We start from the raw sequence: 20,226 nt of genomic DNA on the forward strand, positions 1-20,226 counted from the left end.
CGCTCGACACTACCCTTTGACCGACCCTCGTGACCTTGGGGACGGCGCAGGGCCGGTCGATTCGCGGATCTGCAGCGTCGACGGAATGACCACTGTCGCAGGTTCCGGTTCCGGCTTGCCGAAACCGTTGATCAACTCGAGTGCGGCCTGCTCCGCCATCTTCGACAATGGCTGGCGTATCGTCGTCAGCGCCGGATAGACCAGCCGGGCGAGCGCGCTGTCGTCGAAGCCTGCCACCGACAGCTGCCCGGGAACGTCGAGCCCCAGCCGGTAGGCCACGCGGATCACACCGGCCGCCATGTCGTCGTTGGCCGCGAAGATCGCCGTGGGGGGATCGGCCAGTGCCAGGAGCCGTTCCGCCGCAGTCTCTCCCGACTCGATCGAGTTGTCGCCGTGGCTGACCAGTTCCTCCGAACACTCGAGACCGCTCCCGGCGAGGCCATCCCGGTAGCCCGGTAGCCTCCTTGCCACCGCCTTGTGGTGGCGGTCTCCGGCGATGAAGGCGATTCTGCGGTGCCCGAGGGAGGCAAGATAGCGGGTCATTTCCGCACTGATCTCCCGGTCGTCGGTGGCGATGCAGAGTTCCTTGTGGCTGCGGCTGCCCGGTGAGAGACGCACGAAGCGGCTGCCCGTGGCGGCGATCGCAGCGACGATGCGGGGCATGTTGGACAATGGCGCCGCCAGTACGACGCCGTCCGGCTGAGTCTGCTCGATGAGCGAGCCCAGTTCTCTCCTGACGTCCTGGCGACGCAGGTCGCAGGGGTGGATAAGCAGTTCGTAGTGGGCGGTCCGACAGGCGCGCAACGCACCCTCCTGCAGCCGGATGACGTAGCCGGCACTGGGAGCCTCGTAAGCCGCGGGATCATCGTAGACCAGCACGATCAGACCGGAACGCTGGCTGGCGAGGCTGCGGGCCGAGAGGTTGGGGCGGTAGTTGAGCTGCTCGATCGCCAGGTCGACCTTGTCGCGGGTCGACTGTCGGACGTTGGGTTCGCGGTTGACGACTCGCGATACCGTCTTGATGGAGACGCCAGCCAGTTCGGCGACGTCGTCGATGGTGGCTCTCGGCATCAGGTTTTCGCGGCTCCTCAGCGGCTGACCGCCCTGTCGGCCTCACCCCCGGCGTCGGGGACCAGGTCGGCGAACTGCGTGCGCATGACGAGCTTCGGGGTCCGCTCGACGGTGAACAGACCCCAGTGCTTCTCCGGCTCCAGCGGATCCGGCGAGCCTTTCCACGGTTCGTCGAAAGCCTCGAAGACGAAGGCGAGGATCTCCTCTTCGGTCGTCCACTCGATCAGCTGCTCGTAGTAGCTGGCCTGGAGTTCCTCGGAGGCGTTGTGCGGATCGATCCCCCGCCCGTTGGCCGCCGTCGGCCAGCCCGCCTCGGTGATCACCACCGGCTTGCCCGGGTAATGGTCGGCTACGGAGTAGTAGTTCTGCTTCGTGTATTCCAGAGCATCGTGGATGGACCGGTACTCCCAGGCGGGGTAGGTGTGCACGGCGATGAAGTCCAGGGCCTCCGCCAGTGGCTCGAGCTTGTAGGTCCACGGCACGTAGTTCTCGCAGAACGTCACCGGCTGCTCGATGCGGCTGCCCACCGCCGTGGCGTACTCGACGAGGCGGTCGACCGGCACCATGTGATCCGTCCACTCCACGCTGGCCTCGTTGCCGACGGAGACCGCGAGGACGCTGTCGCGATACTCTCTGGAAAGTGCGACCAGCCGCTCCAGTTCCTGCTCGTTGGCGCTGCAGTTTGCTGCGAGCGTCTCGTCGTCGAATTCCGCTCCCCAGGGGCAATGGGGGTTACTCATCTCCGCGGCCATGTCCAGCCCGAGCATGACGTGGAAGTCGAGGCCTTCGTCACGGATGACCTGCAGCACGGTCTCCGCGTGGGGGCTGCAGTCGTAGAGGCGGAGGAATCTCCAGTTGCGCTGCAGTATCAGCAGGTCCTCGCGGATCTGCTCGCAGGACGGATAGATCCGCTCGATGGGGCTCTGACCTTCCCGGTAGCCGGAATAGCAGATCGCATTGCCATGGGCCAGCCGATGTCCCGAGGGATCGGCCATGAGCGTCTTCAGTCTGTCAAACATACTTGGGATTCCCGTCCTTGTCCCACAGGCCCCAGTAGGCGCCGACGTCGCCTTCCGAGTCCACTTTCCAGGCCTCGTCGAAACTGGAGAACCAGAAGACTTCGATGCCTTCTTCCTCCGCCCAGCGGCAGGTATCGATGAAGTATTTGATGGCGTTCTCCCGGGAGGGCACGGAGCCGCCGGTCGCCGTGCCGATGTTGGGCCAGCCGGTCTCGCTGACGATCACCCGCTTGCCGCCGCCCGCGTGCATCGCACGCCGGTACATTTCCTTCATGTACAGCAGCGCGTATTCGGCCGGGCAGCCTTCCCAGAACGGGTAGCAGTTCGCCAGTATCACGTCGCAGGCGGCTGCCAGCCGGGGATGATCCTCGAACTCGAAGTAGGCGTCGACATAGCCCACGTCGATCTCCGGCACCGCGGCCTTCACCCGCTCGAGATAGGCGATGAGCTGGTCCTCGGTCAGTTCGCCCCGCAGCAGCACCTCGTTGCCTATCCCGAGGATGTCGGCATGGCCTGCGCCGGCGATGCCGATCGCATTGGCCAGCTCGACCTCGTTCTTCTCGAGGTCACCGTCGAGCCACGCGCCCACCATGGTGCGCAGGCCGAACTCCCGCGCGATCTCCGGTATCCGTTCGTTGCCGTCGGTGCAGGAGAACGTCCGGATCCATTTCGTATACGGTGCAATGATCGCGAGCCGCTCGCGGATCTGATCTTCGCCGACCTTCGTGCCGGGGCCCTGCCCTTCGACATAGGGGCTGAACGACAGGCCGTGGATCTTCTGCGCGAGGATGCCGCGCACGAGCTCCTGCAGTTCGGCCTCTGACCAGTTCGCTACGTTGATTCCGGCCAGAGACAGTTTTCTCTGATACAGGTTCGACATCGGGTGACCTCTTGGCGCTACAGAGCGAGCAGGGTGTTCGGATTCACGGTAACCGTCAGCCGGCGGATCCGGCCGTCGCGACGGAACAGGGATGCACTGTCCTCGGCAGACAGGCCGTTGGTCTCGCGCGACTGCTCGGTGCCGTCCCGGTAGGTAACGGTCAGGAGCGAAGCCGGCCCGTCCGCCAGGCGGTAGACCACCGGCACCTGGCACCAGGTGTAAGCCAGGCCGGCCTCGGGTATCGGCACGCTCGACCATGTGCCGTCGACGTCCAGGTAGCGAAGCGCGGGCAACGAGTCGGCGAACTCGCGCCGGCGCAGCAGTCGCGGCTCGAATCGGGCGCAGCCCTCGGCGACACGAACGCCCAGTTCACCGAAGCGCGCCAGTATCCCTTCCTTGACCTGCCCGGTCATACCCGGCTGGCGTGCACCGCCGTAACGCGGCGTGTGCGAGTAGGGGTCGGCCGGGAACGCACCGTAGGCCGCCGGCGTCTTGTTGAAGCCGAGCCCCGCCCGCACGCGATAGTACTCGCTGCCCAGGCGCAGCAGAGCCGCCTCTTCCGCGTCGCCGTCAAGGGCGGAGAAGAAACTCTCCTGCACAGCCAGGAGCAGCTTGGACACCATGTGCCAGTAGATGCAGCCGAGACCTTCGAAACCGAACATCGTGCCGGAGCGCCCGGTGAAGAACTGATGGCCGAAGGTCCTTTCGAACAGCGCCCGCAGTGGCTCACGGGCATCCTGCACGTCGCCGCCCCGCGTGCGGGCCAGTTCGTCCAGCTCCGCGAGCAGGTCGCCCTCGTTCGCGAACTCGGCGCTGAAGCGGTAGCAGCCGTCGGCATCCTTCAGGACGATGCGCCGGTTGCCCTCGGCCAGCAGCCGGCCGAGCAGCGGGATGCGCTCGATCTCCTGCGCCGGTATGCGGTTCTTCTCGAGGAAACCGGGCAGCGGACGGTCCGGATACAGCATGAAGCTGTCCTGGTCCGGCCGATAGACGTCGCTGGCGAACAGCGACTCCAGTATGTGGCAGGCCTCGTCGGGCCCTATCGCCCCCGAACTCAGGGCGGCGACCTGTCCTTCGAGCATCGGATAGAGGGTTTCGATACGGATCCCGTCCGTATCCTGCTCGAGAAGGTTGTAGGCGTGGTAGAGGCCGTCCTCGCGACGGTTGTTGCCGATGCTGTGATCGGCCACGGCGAGCACGTCGGCCAGCAATTGCTCCACCTGGCTCATGGGCCGCGTGGCGCTGCCGGACAGGCCGTCCTTCGCGTAGACGGCCTCACGATAGCGGCTGGCCGCCTGTCCGAGTTCGGTCAGGGCCTCGAGGCGCGCTCCGGCGTCGATGGCGCCATCGCGCAGTGCCTGGCGCAGCCGGCCGAGCGCGGCCGCAGTCTCGTCCAGCCAGGTGCAGACCTCTGCAGACAGTTCGCAGCCGCCGTCCTCGTCGCCGAGAAATTCCTGCAGGAAACGGACGTAGCGGCGCAGGTAATACAGCGTCACCATGGAGAGCCCCTGGCCCACCAGCGCGTTGTTGGCGTCGTTCCATTCCGGCCGCTGGGTGTTCATCCAGATGCCACCGTCCACGACCAGGTTGCCGAGTTTGGCCAGCAGCGGCACGATGAGTTTCTCGAGCAGCGTGACCAGTCTGACTTCGCCGTCCGGGTCGAACACGAGCCGCGCGTCCGCCCCGATCTCCGCCTCGAGCCGCTCGATCTCCGCGGCGAGGCGCTCGTCATAGTCGATGGTGTTCTTGGGGTCCTGCAGCAGCGCCTCGAACGGCCGGATTCGGTAGGGCACATTGGCATAGGCGAATACGGGCTCGTGCAGCAGCCGCGCCAGGCGCGCCGGATGGAAGCGGCTGGAGATCTCCAGAAGCTTCAGCAGGTAGATGATCTGGTGGTCGCCCCAGTAGCCGATGTAGCTCCAGGGGTCGTCGGGATCTTCCACCTCCCAGTCGATGCCGCCTTTGGTGATGCGGTACGGGTTGTACCCGTCCATGGTGGAGGCGTTCACGAACTTCGCGATCATGTTCTCCACGAATTCCGGATAACTGACCGCGAGCGCCTCCCAGTTCTGGAAGATGTCCCGCCAGTTCCCTTCGTACCACAGCACCGGATAACCGTGCCGGTCCTTCAGGCGGATGGAGAAGTGGTTCCACGGCCGGCTGGGATCGCCGTGGCGACGGCCGAAAGTGATCGGGAGGTACTCGTGGCACAGCCGCTCGAGCTGACGGTCGTCCCGGTCTCGCACGGCGTCCAGCAGCTCGTGGAACGGCAGCTTGTCGGACAGTCCGTCCAGCAGCGCGGCATTGCGCTCGTACACGCGGATATTGAAACTCCGTACCGTCTCCCGGAAGTCGCGGCCCACCACCTGGTACTGATGCGGGAAGTAGCCGCCGCGCAGCACATTGAACAGGACGTTGGCGTAGTGATACTCGGTGACGGTCTCTTCCGCGGTCGCCTGGAAGCCGTCGCAGCTGGACATGATGCGGGCCAGCTCGTCCGAACCGCGCCGCACCGAGGCGTCGATCGAGGCGGCGAGCCCGGGCCTGTGACCCAGCTGCCGCGAGAGTTCGACCACCTCAGCCTGGCTCTTCTCGACGTCGGCGACGATCTGCCAGGAGCGCGTCGCCCCGGGAGCCAGCTCCAGGGTCTGGTTGACGAGAAACGCCCCGCGTATCCCGCGCCTGTGTTCCTCCGGACGTACCGCGCCTCCGTGGCGGAAGGTCTCCACCTGTTCGGAGGAGACGAGGATGGTCGGGTCGTCCAGGCCGAGACAGAAGGCGACGTTGGCCTTCAGTGACTCGCAGGGTTCCGCCCGGTCGGTGATGCCGGAGTACAGGGTAAACAGCCCGAGGCCGGTCTCCCTGTCGAGTTCCGTCCACTTGTACGCGTCGACGAGGTTGCTGGAGTTCGTCTGCGCAAAGCGGGGAGTGCCTGCCGGGAGGAGGTTCTGCAGACCGTCCAGCAGTTCCACGGAGAGTTCGCGGCGGCCCCGGTTCGCGAGTTCGCAGCGGCGGACGAAGCCGTGGGTGTCGCTCGTCTCCCAGGTGTAGCGGAAGGCAAGCTCCAGGTCGTGGTTGATCTCCTCGAAGCACAGCCGGTTGCCGAGCACGTTCTTGTACAGGTTGCGGCTGACGGCGAACTTCTCGTCCTGCTCGCGGTTGAAGGGCTCCCACTGGTGCAGCCGCCCCTCGGTCTCCATGCGCAGAAAGGTCCTGGGGCCCGTGTGCAGCGTGCTCTCGTGGATCTTGTCCACGGTGACATAGGGGAACAGCGCCGTGTCCGGCGATACCCGGCCCGCGGTGACGCCGCCCGTGGAGGAGGCGAACAGCCAGTGATCCACGTTCGAGACGACGGTGATGAAAAACGGCGGCATCCGGTCGACGTTGCGGATGGCGTAATGGCGCTCATTGTCGAAGTCGACGAATTCGCCCTCGGCTTCGAGGCAATCGGTCGGCTCCATCTGCCAGGCGGTACTCAACAGTCTCTCTCCCCTCATTCCACGAGCAGCAGCGATCCGAACAGCCCGGCGTCGATCCAGCCGCGGTCCTTCGGTCCGGTGGGCACCGACTCGGAGCCGATGAAGTTCTCCCGGAGTTCGCTGCCGTCGTTGTCGCAATAAGCCAGCATCAGGCCCATCTGCTTGCCTGTCTCCAGCTCCACTGCGCGGTTGTCGTCGGCCCCGTCCACGTAGTCGTCGCCGTAGATGCGGATGGCGACCTCCCAGACGACACCCTCGGCCGTCTGTCTCCAGCGGCTCTCGACGTGGTGGGAATAGTCGCGCGGCTTGCGGTCCGTGCCGATGTCGATGGCCCGGTTATCCAGCGACAGGTGATAGGCGAACGCGTTGTGGTTGTACTGATGCTCGCCGCCGGAGTAGTCCTCGTCGATGAAGATCTCCAGGCAGTCGTCGTCCCAGTACTGCTCGAGCGGGTCACGGTGCGCGTCGAACAGCACGTCGTCGACGATCTCGGCGAGGATGTACAGGTGATCCGCCGTCCACACCACCTTGTATCGCCCGCGGAAGTCCTCGGGCGTGTACTCGTCTCCCAGCCACCGGTATTTCAGCTCCTGCCACCGCGCGCGATCCCAGATCGCCTCGTCCCCGACGCCATCGATAGCCGGAGCCACCGCCGCGCGGGGCGCCCGGTACTCGGTCCTGTCCGCGTAATGGGATGCCTCGGCGGCCGCCGTCGTGGCCGCGAGGCATGCGACGGCGATTGTCATGCCACGCATGATTAGCGTGTTGATCATCTCGATCTCCGCGCGCTTGCGAGCGATCCGGCGTCGGTACGCTATTCTGTCGTTCTTTCCGGTGCTGCTCGTTCTGCCCGGCCCGTTGGGCCTGACACTCCCCCGGAGACCCGGGCGCTGCCCGGATTTACCCCGCTGGAGCGCAGTATAGTCGATTTTGACAGCGCTGTCAGTACTGTCGGTGCCATGGCTGCCACGTCCGGCAGGTGCGGATACGGGTCAGTCGGGGGTCGGTCGGGAGGAGAGGCGCTAGAACCGGCTGTCGAGGATCCGGGTTTTGATCCGTTCGAATTCCTCGTCGGTGACGTAGCCGGCGTCACGGAGCTCGCCGAGTTCTCTCAGTTGCTCGAGGGTGCGGGATATCCGGTCGTCGTCAGCCGGCGGCGGAGGGGTCGCCGACGGCGCCGTCGCGTTTTTGCTGGCGGGCGACGCAGCACGGGGCCGGGGCTGCTGATCCGCCCGGGCTGGCGCCGGCTGGGCGCCCTGCATCGGCGTCTCCGACTCGGCGGCCTCACGCTCCTGGCGTCGGCGTTCCTCCTCGGCCCGGCGCTGCGCCTCCAGCTGAATCCGCTCGTTCGCCAAGCGCGCTCTCTCGGCTGCCGTGTCGGTGGTCTGGGCGTAGGCCGGCAGCGCAGCCAGCATGGTCACCAGCGCGCTCGCCAGGGCCAGTGTGTATATCCGCGAGATTCTCATGCCCGAATCCTACTCCGAGACGCCCGTTCCTGACCACCGGGCGCCATACCGGGTCGGCTGGCTGTACCGCTCGCTAGGACGAGTCCGGCAGCGGAATGAACTCGTCGTCGCCCTCGATCCGGTCGAAACGGCCTTCGCGCCAGTCGCGTTTGGCCTGCTCGATACGCTCCTTCGAACTCGAGACGAAGTTCCACCAGATGGTGCGCTCGCCCACCGGTTCACCGCCGATCAGCATCAGCCGGGTATCGGCCGCCGCCACGAGCTCGACGGGCGCCCCCGTCCGGAACACGGCCATGAGGCCGGTCCCGTATTCCTCGCCGTCGACGGTGACGCTGCCGGAGACCACGTAGACGGCGCGGTCGGTGATCTCCAGCGGCAGCTCCAGCCGCTCGCCGGCGGGTATCAGGGCCTCGACGTAGAGCGTCTTCGAATACGTGTGCACCGGCGATACCGCGCCGAAGGCTTCGCCCAGTATCAGCCGCAGTGTCACGCCGCCCGCGGCGACTTCCGGCAGCTGGTCCGCCGGAATGTGGGCGAAGGCGGGGGCGATCTCCTCCATCCCGTCCGGCAGGGCAATCCAGGACTGGATACCGTGCATCGAGGCCTCGACGTCCCGGTCGGAGCCGGCACGCTCGGAATGCACGATGCCCCGGCCGGCGGTCATGAGATTGACGGCGCCGGGCCGGATCGGTTGCGCATAGCCCAGGCTGTCCCGGTGCATGATCTCGCCGTCGAACAGATAGGTGATGGTGGCGATGCCGATGTGCGGATGAGGCCGGACGTCGATGCCCTCGCCGGCCGGGAAGACCGCTGGGCCCATCTCGTCGAAGAAGATGAACGGGCCCACCATGTGCCGCTCCGGGGCCGGCAGGACACGCCGGACGCTGAAGCCGCCCAGATCCCGGGGGCGCGGTGCGATGACGACCTCGACCCGGCCTCGGGTCTCGGTGCAGACGGGCTCGAAACAGGGCTGAGTACTCATGTCGGCGTCCCGGTGGCAGAGGCTCCGCGTATGGTGCCACGGTCGGAGCGAAGGGGGTGATAGTCTGCCTCCGTTTCGACGTGACGGGTCGGGATTTTCGAAGCCTCGGGACAGGCCTTTCCGCTAGACTGCCGAACGATTCCGTGGTTTCCGTGAAGGACAAGCAATGAAGAATACTACCCGTCTGCTCCCGTCTCCCCTGGCCGCCGTCGCGATCGTGGCCTGTGGCCTGTTCGCGTTTTCCGGTCCTGCCTGGACGGCGGCCGGCGCCGAGGACGACAAGGCCTTCCACGATCATCATCACGGCGAGGATGGCCACTCGGGCGAGCATGAACACCACCACGGCGACGACGGCCACGCCGACGAGCACGCGCACCACCACGGCGACGACGGCCACGCCGATGAGCACGAGCACCACCACGGCGACGACGGCCACGCCGATGAGCACGAGCATCACCACGGCGATGCGGCAGACGGCGGTGCGGAGCACCACCACGCCGACGAGCATCATCCGGCCGACTGACCCCGGCCGACTGGCTCAGGCCGACCAAGCCCGGCCGCCAGGCGGCCGGGCCGTCCGCAAAGGCCCGTATTAGCGCGGGCCGTGCCCCGTGCTACGGTCCGTGAAAAGCGAGACGGAGGGCACGCCGTGACAGAACCCAAACTGCCGGAAGCGCTGCAGGCCATCAAGGACCGGGGCTACGTTGTCTGGAAGACAGACCCGCCGGCGGCGCTCGCCGCCAAGTTCATGAACAGCCCCATCGAGGTGGCCGAGATCCGCCATGTGCGCGTCTGGGGCCTGCAGGTGGACGACGAGCGGGAGCTGCCCGGCCACGAACGAACGTCCATACCGGACGAGGAACTGTGGCAGGTGGAGCTGGTCGCCGACGACGGCTCCAAATACGAGGTGAGCGCGGCCACGGTGGAACCCGCGCCGTGAATAGCAGACGGTCGACCCGCGTGTAGAGCGCGTCGACCGTCTGCGGAATACTTAGTAGACGTTCGTCACCGCCTGGTTGTAGTTCACGGTATCGATGCCGATACCCCCGCTCGCCGAGAACGTCAGGCCCGTGAAGCCGAGCGGGTAGTAGCTGAACCAGGCGCCGTAGCCGACGTCGCCGACGCCGACAGGGAAGGACACGCTGGCCCCGCGGGCGTAGCCGCCGATACCGCCCGCCGGCGCGTTCCACACACCGAGGGTGCCCGTGAATCCGACCGACACCGAGGCGCCGGTGGAGACGACGGTCGACATGTAGAAGCGATAGTCGCCGTCCCAGTCCATGGCCAGTCCGGCCTCCTGCGCTGCGCCCGCGATCGCCTTGACCTCCGGGGCGCCGCCGAAGGTCAGGGTCTCGAAGCCGGACGCCCGGGACTGGTCGCGCAGGCGGACGAAGCCCGGCGTCTGCATGATGATTCTGACGGCCCTCGGCCCGTCCTGGTCGAGGATCGCCCGCCGCAGGTCCCGGTTGCCGGCGAGTTCCAGCAGGAACTGACCGGCGACGATCTGCAGTGCCTGGTGCGCCTCCCTGCGCTCGCTCGAGAGCCGCATGACGTCGTCCTTGCCGGCGCCCGCCCCGCACACTCTGTCGTACGGCGGTCCCACCTGCTGCAGCGCCTTCGGCGGCGCGGGCTGCAGACTCAGGCCCGCGTCGCAGTAGAACTCCGTCTTGCAGCTCTGACCCGGGTTGAACGCGCCGAGGAAGGCGATCTTGTTAGAGCCCTCGGGGCAGGCGTAGCACTTGCCCTTGCTCTCGAAGGTGTCGGCCGGGCAGCCATAGGCCGAACGGACGAAGGTGGCGCTCACCTCCCGCTTGTCGAAGCCGAGCCCGCGCTCCTTGCAGGCCTTCGGCTTGTGGATCGGCGTCAGGGTGCGCTTGTAGCCGTTCGGGCAGCGCCAGCACTCGCCGCCATTGTGGGGCGTGAAGTACAGCTGCTTGCCCTTGCAGCCCCAGTTCTCGGCGTCCTCGACGAAGACGGCGTCGACCTTCTTCTCCTCGCCGCAGGGCTCCGCGCCGTCTTCACCGCACATGAGGTCCGGCGGCCCGAAGGAGTCGTTCATCGTGCTGTTGCGGCTGCGGGCCCAGGCGTGAGTGCTCGCCGTCTGTGCGGTGCCGGCAGGCGCGGGAGGCGGTTGATAGGGTTGCCCCTGCAGTTGATACGGCTGCTGTTGCTGAGCAGGCGGGGGCTGGTAGGCGGGTGGCTGCTGGGCCGGCGGCTGATAAGCCTGCTGGGGAGGGGCAGGCTGGTAGGCAGGGGGCGCCGGCTGGTACGCGGGGGGCGCGGGCTGATAGGCGCCGGGGGCGGGACTCTGCGGAGCCGCGATGCCCGCCGCGGTCATCTCCTGGGCATACCACTGCGGGTTGTCGAGCTGCAGCGGGATCAGCTTGTACTGGACCGGCATCAGCGCCGTCTGCACGGACACAGCGAGGCTCCGGTCCGGCTGCACGGTCGCCGTCAGCTGTCCCATCAACGGCAAATCGCTGCCCGTGTACCTGCCTGGCGCGGCCGGCGCGATGTCGCGCAGCACCACCATGCCCGGCTCCACTTTCAGCACGAACATGTGCAGCCACGGGTCGACGGCGTAGGCGCGGCCGCCCTCGATGCGGATCTTCTTGCGGATGGTATTCACCAGCCAGGTGCCGTCCAGCGGCATGGGCTGCGTGGCCGGTACCTGATCCGCGCTGGGCAGGAACGCCGGTATCTGCGGGATCTGGGGCGTCTGCGCCAGCGCCGGCGCCGCCAGGACGGCGAACAGCACGGCGGCGCACAGGCCGGAACTGCGAGCCATCCGGGGCGGGCGGCGGAGCGTCCGGTCTCCGCGAGGCGGCAGGAACGCCATTGTTGCCATGGTCTCTCTCCGTTTCATGGATCTCATGCCCCTAAGCAGGGGATGGTCGGAGAAACGATAAAGAGACCGGCTGTCAGTCGGGTTTTTTCTTTTCGCTCATGTACTTGCGCAGCCAGGCCCGAGCCAGACGCAGGTCCCGCCGGCTAGTCGGCTCGGAGACCCCCACCACCCGGGCGGCCTGCTCGTGGGTCAGGCCGCCGAAGTAGTGGAGTTCGAGTATGCGGGCCATGCGTTCGTCGAAGCCGGCGAGCTTCGACAGGGCTTCGTCCAGGTCCAGCAGATCCTCGTCCGCGTCGCTGCCCACCGCGGACTCGTCCAGGGTCACCCGCAACGCATCGCCGCCGCGCTTCGCGGCCTTGCGGGCATTCGCGTGATTGACCAGCAGGCGGCGCATCATGCGTGCCGCCAGCGCGTAGAAGTGCGTCCGGTCCTGCCAGTCGGTATCCACGCCGATCAGCTTCTCATAGGCCTCGTGCACGAGGGCCGTCGGCTGCAGCGTGTGTCCCGGCGATTCGCTGCCGAACAGGCGCTGGGCTATCCGCCGCAGTTCCCCGTAGACCAGCGGCGTCAGCGACTCCAGGGCGGCCGCGTCACCGTCGGCCCAGTCACGCAGCAGTCGCGTGATCTCTCCGGCATCGGGTGGCGAAGGCTCGGACACGACGCGATCCGGGCTGCGTCAGGGCGAGAGGACGACGCCGAGGGCGTCGGGTTCGCGGTCGGTGGACCAGCGTCCCAGGATCTCCCACGACGCCGTATCGATGACCGCGACCTCGTCGCCGCCGCTCACTGCCACCCAGGCGCGATCGCCATCCGGATGGATCTCCACGCCGATCGGCAGCGCCGCCTTTCCGAGCAGTGTCTCCTTATACTCCGCATCGTCCTCGGCCACCGGGATCGTGTGTACGAGTTGCCGCTCTGTCACGTCGAAAACGGATACGGTCGCCGCGCGGGCATTCGTTACCAGCGCGTGCGTGCCGTCCGGGGTGAAGGCGATGCGGATGGGCACGCCCGCCGAATCCAGTGTCGCCAGGACCTCCAGCGTGCCCGTATCGATAACGCTGACGGTATCCGCGGCCCGGTTCGTGACCCAGACCTCGCCGCCGTCTCTGGTGACGCCCACCCCTTCGGCACCGTCACCGGTGGCGAGCGAACCCGTCACCTCGCCGGCGCGGACGTCCACCCGCTCCAGCGTACCGGCGGCGATGTTCGTGACCCAGGCGTGGGCGCCATCCGGCGATGCGGCCACCATGTGCGCCGTCCCGGACCCGACCGGGATGCGTGAAACGACCTCTCCAGCGCCGATATCCACGATCAGCAGGCTGTCGATGCCCTCGGCGGTAACGGCCAGCCGCCCGTCCGGCAGGAAGGCCATGCCGTGGGGGCGGGCGTTCTCGCCGAGATCGATGACCCGCGCGACCTCACCCGCCGCCCAGTCGATCACCGTCAGGCTGCCGCCCGGAGCGTCGCGCCTGCCGTAATTGCTGACCACGGTGTGACGCCCGTCCGGCGAGACCTCGATCTCGTGGGGCCCGGCGCCGGTATCGAACCAGGCGCGTCTTTCTCCGGTCGCGGCATCCAGTGCCCAGACTGTGTCGGCGCTTTTGTTGCCGACCAGCAGCACGTCGGCATCGGCGACAGCGGCCAGCAGGGGGATCGCGGCGAGGAATGTGAAGGCTGCTCTCATCGGTCGTCTTCCCGCAGGTGCACGGAGGAGGTGCCGAGATTATGCTTGCCCCGTGCCCGATGCAAAGTCCGTCCTGCCCTTCCTCCGCGATCCGGCCTTCCTGCTCGCGGTCGCCGCCGGCCCCGCGGGCTGGCTGGCGCTTGCTTTCATCCTGCCCGCGGCGGCCGAGCTGGGCTGGCCGCTGGCCGAGCCGGCGAAGTTCATCATCGTTGCTGTCGTGTATCCGCTCGTGGAAGAAGTGGTCTTCCGCGGCCTGCTCCAGGGCAGCCTGCTGCGCACCGGCTGGGGCGCGAAACGATTCGGGGTGCTGACTGCCGCGAACGTCCTCGCGGCGATCGCCTTCGCCGCTGCCCACCTGGTACGAACGACGCCGCCCTGGGCGGCAGCGGTACTTCTCCCGGGCCTCGTCTTCGGCTTCTTCCGCGAGCGTCATGGCCTGCATGCGGCCATTCTGCTGCACGTCGTCTACAACGCCGGCTTCGTGTGGCTGTACTGGGGCTGAGCCGTTCGGTGCCGCGCAATAAGGAAGGGGCGCTCCTTCCGGGAGCGCCCCTTCGGGCCGCTCGGCATCATGCCGAGTGGGTCACGCCTTCTTCAACTCCCTGTGCCGCATGACGTAGATCAGGCTGAGTGCGATCAGCAGCATCAGCGTCGGGTCCGGTTCGCCGCCGCCGATGGTGCATCCGCCGCCCGATCCGCCGCCATCCGTGGCAGGCGTGGTCACAGGCGCCGGCGAGTAGACCGCGGGAGCCGCCGGGTCGACGATCGTGCCGTTGACCAGCAGGTCGTTGTCGCCGTTCTCGCCGTCTGTGACGCTGTAGGTGATGGTGTTGCCTTCGATCGTCGCCGGCACGGAGTACCAGTGGTCGGTCGGGTCTTCATGGGTCGGCCCGAACTTCCAGTAGCTCGTGCCCGCCGGCAGCGGCTCTTCGAAGGTCAGCGTCACCTGGATGGTTCCGCCGAGGTAGACGTCGGTGACGGTGAAGTCCAGCACGCCGTGCGGGAAGTCGTAGTCCGCGGGCACGTCGGGATAACCGTCCAGCGTGTGCCAGGTCGTCGCGGCGAGGGTCGCTTCAGACTGCTCGTCCGGAACCACCGTCACGCGGGACTTCGTACCGTGCGCCGTGTCGACTTCGCGGGTGTCTCCGCGCACGAATCCGTGGCGGTACATCGCGTGCTTGGCGATCCCGTCATCTCCGGACCAGACCGTGTAGCTCTCACGCCCGTCCGGACGGATCTTGATCTGGGTCTCGAAGTCGCCGAAGTCGTCCGGCATGCCGAACAGCGCATCGCCGGCGGTGATCGCCTGCGGTGCGGAGAAGCTCAGCCCTGCGTCGAGGGTAACCTGCATGTAGATGTCGACGTCGCCGGCATCCTCATAGTGGTCGTAGACGTTCTCCTGGAGACCGTAGGCGACGTAGATCACGTTCGAGTCCTGGCAGTCGGTCGGGTCGGTGGCGCACTTCGGCCCGCTGCCGGGCGTCGGCACGATCCGCGGTTCCTTCACGGTGTAGCCGGATTCCGCCGTGACCAGCGGCGTGAGGTTGCGGGCGTCCGTCCAGGTGGCTCCGCCGTCGCTGGAGCGGCGCACCATGAAGTTATAGGGCGCCTCGCTGTCGAGGTCGAGGAACTGGACCAGGTCCGGCACATAGCTGTAGCCCAGCAGCACGGTGCTGCCGCGCATCACACCGCGGTGTGCCAGCGCGTTCTCCAACGGGTTGGCGCCGGTGGCGATCGCCTCGCCCATCTGTCCGGTACCCGGCTCACCGCCGACTGTCCGCGACCCGCTGAAGTTCATCGCGGCTTCGTGGACTTCTTCGCGGATCGCATAGAGCGGATCCTCGTCGTCCATGATGCTCACGCGGCAGTTCTCGACGTCCACCGCCGGTTGCAGGTTCTCGGGCAGGAAGCCGCCGACGGTGCGGCGGAGCATGATGTCCGAGGGTCCGCCCTGGGTGTAGTCGCCCTGCTTGTAGATGAACAGCAGGGGTACTTCCTGGCTGGCGGACTGCACGAGGGAGCGGACGCGCCGTGCGTTCTCCCACGGGTTGCTGATGATGCAGCCGTGCTCGCCCCCGACCGGCGGAGCGTCGAAGCGAAACGCGTGGTAGCGGACATACTTGCCCTCTTCCCAGCCTTCCGTGCCCTTGGTCTCCTCGTAAGCGATGATCGTGTTGTCGTCGACCAGGCCGATATTCGAACGGGAGGATCCCACTTTGCCCCGGTCGTACTCGCCCGGCGGATGGGTGTCTATCTCACGGCCCTCCAGCGGACCCTGCATGAACACGTTGCGCGTGATCCGCACGGGCTCGCTCCAGGATTCGTTGACGAAGCGGGCCGGGTCCGGGCCGGTGCCAGCCGCATTGAGCATGGGCAGGTAGGTGTACCAGATGTCGGTGCCGTGGTTTACGTTGGCGCCGGAGGCGCCAGCCCCGGGACCCTCGGCCTCACCCAGTTTCAGACCCATCGGGTCTTCCTGCCAGTTGATGACGTAGGCGAACTTGTTACCCCGAGTCGCATCCTGTTTGGCATCCCGTATGCCGCTCGTCAGCTGGTCGGTCTTGTAGGGCAGACCGCCCCATGCCTCGTAGGTATTGAACGACTTGGACTGCGGATTCCAGACCAGCCGCGATACGTACTGACAGCTGTAGGGCACCGCGATACCGAACAGTTCCGGGTACACGACGAAGCGCTGTTCGCCGCCGGGGCAGTACTTGCTGTTGAAGCTGACGAGGAGCAGGTTGCCGACGTTGCGGTGATTCGGCTTATCGGAATCGCCCGGGTAGTCCACCGCGCGGGGGTCATTGATGAGATCCGGCGTCCCCGTCAGCGGATCGATCATCGGCATGCCGTCCTGCACCAGGATGCCCCGTGCGGAGGAAAGGGCTGCGGTGTTGTCGATGTTCAGCGCCTCGCTCCAGCTGGCGCCCTCGTCCGTGGAGTACTTGATGACGATGTCATTCGGTTTCTGCGTCTTGGCGCCCTTGGCGTTCCAGGCCAGGCTATTGCCGTTGATGTCCACGTCCTGGGCCTCTCCGTAGATGGCGAATAGCGTGCCATCCGGCGTGCGGAGTATCTTCACCTTGTTGGTGGATGCGCCGTCGGAGACCATGCTGGGACCTTCGGCCGGCTCGAATTCCAGGATGTCGCCTCCCGCGACGTCAGCGACCGCCTGGATGCTGAACACGGCCGATGCAACCGTCAGCGCGGTGAGTATCGAACGTTTCATGATTGCACCTCTCGGGGCGCTCCGGAGCCGACAGACCTGTCGGCTTTTTCGGGTCCAAACCGGAGCGTCTGGAGATCACGTTAGTCGCGCGGACCGCGGACGCGAACTCGAGACTGACGGTCGTCAGTGCCAACCGTGGGGCCGGACGAAAAATGTGACGCAGTTCACACTTTTCGGGCGAGGTCGGAGAGGGTCTCGGGGTCGAAGTAGAGGTGCTCGGCCGTCTCGTCGAGCAGGGAGGACTCCTTCAGGTCGGCCATCACCCGGGCTGCGGTCTCGCTGGCCACGCCGGTCATGGCCGCCATGTCGGCCCGGTTCATGCGCGGGCACGAGTCGCCGTCGCCGAACTCGCCCAGGTGGCGCAACAGCTTGATTATTCGGGATCTCGCCGGGCCGCTGGCGATATCGAACAGCAGGTTCTCGGTGTGCACCATCTGCCGGTACATGCGGCTTTCCAGTTCGCCGTAGAGGGCGGACTCCCGGGTCTTCAGCTGGTCCATCACGCTGACCGGAATGCGGCACAGGCTGGCGGCGGTCACGGAGGTCGCCGTGTTGTCGTAGCGCGGCTGGAACATCGCATCCATGCCCACCAGGTCACCGGGACCGAGCAATCTGAGTATGCGCGCGCGGCCCTCGCCATCCGGGTGCCAGACTTTCACAAAGCCCTCGCGGAGGGTGAACAGAGCGTCGGCCTCCTCGCCGGCGGTGACGAGGTCGACGCCGGGGTCCACGTGGTAACCCTGTATCCGGAAGAGCGTCCCCGCATAGCGGCGGGACTCGAGCCGTCCGAACGGCACGGGTGCACGGGACTGGCAATGCCGGCAATCCGCACGTCCGACCCGGAACTGATCGAGGCAGGATGCGACTTTCTGGCCAGGCATGGTTGCTCCGGTGGACGGCCCGCGAGACTGGTATTTGCATGCTACCGTGCTGCCGTCGCCGCGTACGGGTCTGGATCACAGACGCGGTTGTGATGTCGGGCGCTACGTCGGCCCGCCGGCGAGTCCCAGCAGGTGCCGCCCGTAAGCCGCCACGTCGTCCCAGTCGGTGTAGTCGATGACCGCCGTCCGGTCGGTGGGGCCGCCGGTGAACTTCATGATCATCTGGATGGCGATGGTGTCCAGCGCGCCCCAGGAGGGGTAGTCCACCTTGCCGGCCAGCACCTTCAGGTCCCGCGGCTGCCACGGCGAGCGCTCGAGGAACTTCTGCATGTAGCGATTACCCTCGATCGTCGCCTTCTCCGGCGTACGGGCCGTGACCGAGACGTTGAAGAAGCTGTGGGGCTTAGCCTCGAGCTTGCCTCTGTGCGTGGCGATGAACTCGAATACCTCGTCGTCGTAGGTGCCGTAGTAGACGGGGGCTCCCAGCGCCAGCACGTCGGGTGAGTCCAGATCGACGCCCTCGTAGATCGCTTCGACCACGTCCATCATTTCGCTCTCGCCGCCCGCCTCATCGATCGTCTCGCAGAGCCGCCGGGCGATGCGCGCGGTATGGCCGCTGCGACTGCGGTAAAGCACCAGTACTGACGTCATGGGTCCACTCGCTGCAGTGATACTCCACATGCTGCAACAGCCGTAACGGCGCGGACAATAGGTATTTGGCGCCCGCTGGCTGCTGCATCGGCCGGGGCAGGGCCCGCGAATAAGACCACAGTAACGGCTACCTCGAAATATACCGCGGTGCCGGCCGGTCCTATTTAACGTAGGAGACGAATCCGGCTCGCTGCCGGCAAGAGGACCCATGAACCGACGCACGCTGTTGACACGCCTGCTGGCTGCTGCCGGCGCCCTCGCCATGGGACCGATGCTCGCTGGCCGGGAAGCCCGTGCCGCGGACGACGACGGGCAGGGCGCTCACGAGTTTCCGCCCGTGAACATCACCCGCGAGCAGTGGCAGGAGATACTGCCGGCGGACCGCTACCGCATCCTCTTCCGCGAGGGCACGGAGCCGGCGGGTTCGAGCCCGCTGGACAAGATCTACGCTCCCGGCATCTACATATGCGCGGCGTGCCATCTGCCGCTGTTCGCGAGCGAGGACAAGTTCGACAGCGGCACGGGCTGGCCCAGCTTCACCCAGCCCATCGAGGGCCGGGTCGGCACCAAACTGGACTTCAAGCTGATCCTGCCGCGTACCGAGTACCACTGCATACGCTGCGGTGGGCACCAGGGCCACGTCTTCGACGACGGTCCGCCGCCTACCGGTCAGCGCTGGTGCAACAATGGGCTGGCACTCCGCTTCGTGCCTGAAGGCGAGGAACTGCCCGAGTTGAGGACATCCGCATGAGGAATCGCATCGCCGCATTCGCGCTGGCGCTGGCGCTCGGCTCGATGCCGGCCGGGCCGCTGGCCGCGGCAGAGGCCGTCGCCACTTTCGCCGGCGGCTGTTTCTGGTGCATGGAGCCGCCCTACGACAAGCTGGAGGGCGTGAAATCGACCGTGTCCGGTTTCATGGGCGGCCACGTGAAGGACCCGAGTTACGAACAGGTGGTGCGTGGCGGCACCGGCCACGCCGAGGTGGTGCAGGTCACCTACGATCCCGGGGTGGTGAGCTACGAGACGCTGCTCGCGGTGTACTGGCGCAACGTCGATCCGTTCGACGGTGGCGGGCAGTTCTGTGACCGCGGCGCGTCCTACCGGCCGGAGATCTTCTGGCACACGGCGGCGCAGAGAGAGGCGGCGGCAGCATCGAAGTCCGATCTGCAGGAGCGCTTCGACCAGGACATCGCCGTCGCGGTGACCGAGGCCGGAGCATTCTACCCGGCCGAGGACTACCATCAGGACTACTACGAGAAGAATCCCGTCCGCTACAAGTTCTACCGCTGGAACTGCGGCCGCGACGCGCGGCTGCAGGAAGTCTGGGGAGAGGAGGCCGGAGCCTAGCTCCGGACACGGCTACCGCGTGCCGTAGACCCACACGGTGTCCTCCGGCAGTGCCTCGATCGTCCGGTAGCGAGTGAGTGTGGCGATGGTCCGGTCCATGGAGACCGGCTTCGCGACCTCCGCGATCTCGACAGCCATGAGATTCCAGCCGGCATCGAATTCGGCGTCGTAGACGACCCGGCGGGAGATGGAGGCTCCGCTCTCCGTCTCGTAGGTCGTTGCGGTCACGCATTCTCCGTCCAGTGCCGCCGGCGCTGAAAAATACATCCACTGATAGAGAGTGCCGGTCGGTGTGTCACCCGTGAACATGTCCGGCGCGGCACGCGCTGTCTCTTCACTGTCGGCCGGCGTAAGCGGAGCGAGCATTTTCTTGGCCGCGAGATCGGCGATGACCAGGGAATTCGGAGTCGCAACGTAGGTCGCTTCCGGATTCGTGATCTGTACGGTGCCGGCGCTGCAGGAGAAGATCTGCCCGAAGGGCTGCGTGGGCGTGAACTTCGCGGGCAGGGCGAGCTCGATCGTGCCGTCCTCGCTGATGCTGCCGATCGCCACCGGTTCGCGCTGAATGATGATGATATCCGCGGCACCCTGATCCCAGTCGTCCATCGAGCCCACCACCTCACCTTGTGCCGACGGCGTGGCGGTCAGAAGAAGCGTTATCGAAATCAGAGTCGAACGGGCAATCATGT

At 66.6% G+C, this 20,226-nt stretch carries 19 protein-coding genes; 5 read left to right on the plus strand and 14 right to left on the minus strand.

Going from position 1 to position 20,226, the window contains the following annotated elements; translation table 11 throughout:
• Positions 1–9: 9 nt before the first annotated feature.
• From ACJMKX_RS13215 to ACJMKX_RS13245, 7 genes are all read right to left on the minus strand, one after another.
• Positions 10–1,071 carry a LacI family DNA-binding transcriptional regulator gene (locus ACJMKX_RS13215; RefSeq protein WP_405226162.1) on the minus strand — a complete coding sequence of 354 codons (1,062 nt, stop codon included), beginning with the start codon at positions 1,069–1,071 and terminating at the stop codon, positions 10–12.
• 17 nt (positions 1,072–1,088) lie between these two features.
• Positions 1,089–2,090 (minus strand): glycosyl hydrolase family 17 protein, encoded by a 1,002-nt coding sequence (locus tag ACJMKX_RS13220; RefSeq protein ID WP_405226165.1) that lies wholly within the window; start codon positions 2,088–2,090, stop codon positions 1,089–1,091.
• Positions 2,083–2,970: a glycoside hydrolase family 17 protein gene (locus tag ACJMKX_RS13225; protein ID WP_405226168.1), complete on the minus strand. Its 888-nt coding sequence runs from the start codon at positions 2,968–2,970 to the stop codon at positions 2,083–2,085. Before ACJMKX_RS13225 ends, ACJMKX_RS13220 begins: the two co-directional genes overlap by 8 nt.
• Positions 2,971–2,987: 17 nt before the next feature.
• The gene (locus ACJMKX_RS13230; RefSeq protein WP_405226171.1) at positions 2,988–6,449 is read right to left on the minus strand and encodes a hypothetical protein; all 3,462 of its coding nucleotides are present in this window, start codon (positions 6,447–6,449) and stop codon (positions 2,988–2,990) included.
• 14 nt (positions 6,450–6,463) lie between these two features.
• Positions 6,464–7,222 (minus strand): CBM9 family sugar-binding protein, encoded by a 759-nt coding sequence (locus tag ACJMKX_RS13235; protein WP_405226174.1) that lies wholly within the window; start codon positions 7,220–7,222, stop codon positions 6,464–6,466.
• Positions 7,223–7,471: 249 nt separating this feature from the next.
• On the minus strand, positions 7,472–7,915 hold the full coding sequence (locus tag ACJMKX_RS13240; RefSeq protein WP_405226177.1) for an SHOCT domain-containing protein: 444 nt from the start codon (positions 7,913–7,915) through the stop codon (positions 7,472–7,474).
• A 73-nt stretch (positions 7,916–7,988) separates the two neighbouring features.
• Positions 7,989–8,897, minus strand: coding sequence for a pirin family protein (locus ACJMKX_RS13245; RefSeq protein ID WP_405226180.1), 909 nt, complete (start codon positions 8,895–8,897; stop codon positions 7,989–7,991).
• 166 nt (positions 8,898–9,063) lie between these two features.
• Between ACJMKX_RS13245 and ACJMKX_RS13250 the strand changes: the two genes are divergently transcribed.
• Both ACJMKX_RS13250 and ACJMKX_RS13255 read left to right on the plus strand, forming a co-directional pair.
• Positions 9,064–9,420: a hypothetical protein gene (locus tag ACJMKX_RS13250; RefSeq protein WP_405226182.1), complete on the plus strand. Its 357-nt coding sequence runs from the start codon at positions 9,064–9,066 to the stop codon at positions 9,418–9,420.
• 126 nt (positions 9,421–9,546) lie between these two features.
• A complete protein-coding gene (locus ACJMKX_RS13255; RefSeq protein WP_405226185.1) occupies positions 9,547–9,837 on the plus strand; it encodes a hypothetical protein in 291 nt (96 codons plus the stop codon).
• A gap of 51 nt (positions 9,838–9,888) precedes the next feature.
• Here the strand turns inward: ACJMKX_RS13255 and ACJMKX_RS13260 are convergent, their stop codons facing one another.
• The 3 genes from ACJMKX_RS13260 to ACJMKX_RS13270 form a co-directional block, all read right to left on the minus strand.
• Positions 9,889–11,745, minus strand: a complete 1,857-nt coding sequence (locus ACJMKX_RS13260) for a hypothetical protein (protein WP_405226188.1) — start codon at positions 11,743–11,745, stop codon at positions 9,889–9,891.
• A 73-nt stretch (positions 11,746–11,818) separates the two neighbouring features.
• Positions 11,819–12,403 carry an ECF-type sigma factor gene (locus tag ACJMKX_RS13265; protein ID WP_405226189.1) on the minus strand — a complete coding sequence of 195 codons (585 nt, stop codon included), beginning with the start codon at positions 12,401–12,403 and terminating at the stop codon, positions 11,819–11,821.
• An 18-nt stretch (positions 12,404–12,421) separates the two neighbouring features.
• Positions 12,422–13,429 carry a Vgb family protein gene (locus tag ACJMKX_RS13270; RefSeq protein WP_405226191.1) on the minus strand — a complete coding sequence of 336 codons (1,008 nt, stop codon included), beginning with the start codon at positions 13,427–13,429 and terminating at the stop codon, positions 12,422–12,424.
• Between the two features lie 52 nt (positions 13,430–13,481).
• Here ACJMKX_RS13270 and mrtJ point away from each other — a divergent pair, with 52 nt between their 5' ends.
• Positions 13,482–13,931: a JDVT-CTERM system glutamic-type intramembrane protease MrtJ gene (gene mrtJ, locus ACJMKX_RS13275; protein WP_405226192.1), complete on the plus strand. Its 450-nt coding sequence runs from the start codon at positions 13,482–13,484 to the stop codon at positions 13,929–13,931.
• A gap of 81 nt (positions 13,932–14,012) precedes the next feature.
• Here the strand turns inward: mrtJ and ACJMKX_RS13280 are convergent, their stop codons facing one another.
• The 3 genes from ACJMKX_RS13280 to hemG all read right to left on the minus strand — a co-directional run bounded on the left by ACJMKX_RS13280 (position 14,013) and on the right by hemG (position 18,190).
• Positions 14,013–16,658 (minus strand): choice-of-anchor O protein, encoded by a 2,646-nt coding sequence (locus ACJMKX_RS13280; protein ID WP_405226194.1) that lies wholly within the window; start codon positions 16,656–16,658, stop codon positions 14,013–14,015.
• Positions 16,659–16,822: 164 nt separating this feature from the next.
• Entirely contained in the window at positions 16,823–17,539 is a 717-nt protein-coding gene (locus tag ACJMKX_RS13285; RefSeq protein ID WP_405226197.1) for a Crp/Fnr family transcriptional regulator, read from the minus strand.
• Between the two features lie 102 nt (positions 17,540–17,641).
• Positions 17,642–18,190, minus strand: a complete 549-nt coding sequence (hemG, locus tag ACJMKX_RS13290; RefSeq protein WP_405226200.1) for a menaquinone-dependent protoporphyrinogen IX dehydrogenase — start codon at positions 18,188–18,190, stop codon at positions 17,642–17,644.
• Positions 18,191–18,398: 208 nt separating this feature from the next.
• Between hemG and msrB the strand changes: the two genes are divergently transcribed.
• Together msrB and msrA are read left to right on the plus strand one after the other, a co-directional pair.
• On the plus strand, positions 18,399–18,941 hold the full coding sequence (gene msrB / locus ACJMKX_RS13295) for a peptide-methionine (R)-S-oxide reductase MsrB (protein WP_405226203.1): 543 nt from the start codon (positions 18,399–18,401) through the stop codon (positions 18,939–18,941).
• A complete protein-coding gene (gene msrA / locus ACJMKX_RS13300) occupies positions 18,938–19,537 on the plus strand; it encodes a peptide-methionine (S)-S-oxide reductase MsrA (protein ID WP_405226206.1) in 600 nt (199 codons plus the stop codon). Before msrB ends, msrA begins: the two co-directional genes overlap by 4 nt.
• 12 nt (positions 19,538–19,549) lie before the next feature.
• On the opposite strand, the gene ACJMKX_RS13305 is transcribed toward msrA, so the two are convergent.
• On the minus strand, positions 19,550–20,224 hold the full coding sequence (locus ACJMKX_RS13305; protein WP_405226208.1) for a hypothetical protein: 675 nt from the start codon (positions 20,222–20,224) through the stop codon (positions 19,550–19,552).
• Between the last annotated feature and the right edge of the window lie 2 nt (positions 20,225–20,226).

It is taken from the genome of Lentisalinibacter sediminis, from assembly GCF_040706615.1.
Classification (GTDB): domain Bacteria; phylum Pseudomonadota; class Gammaproteobacteria; order Steroidobacterales; family Woeseiaceae; genus Lentisalinibacter; species Lentisalinibacter sediminis.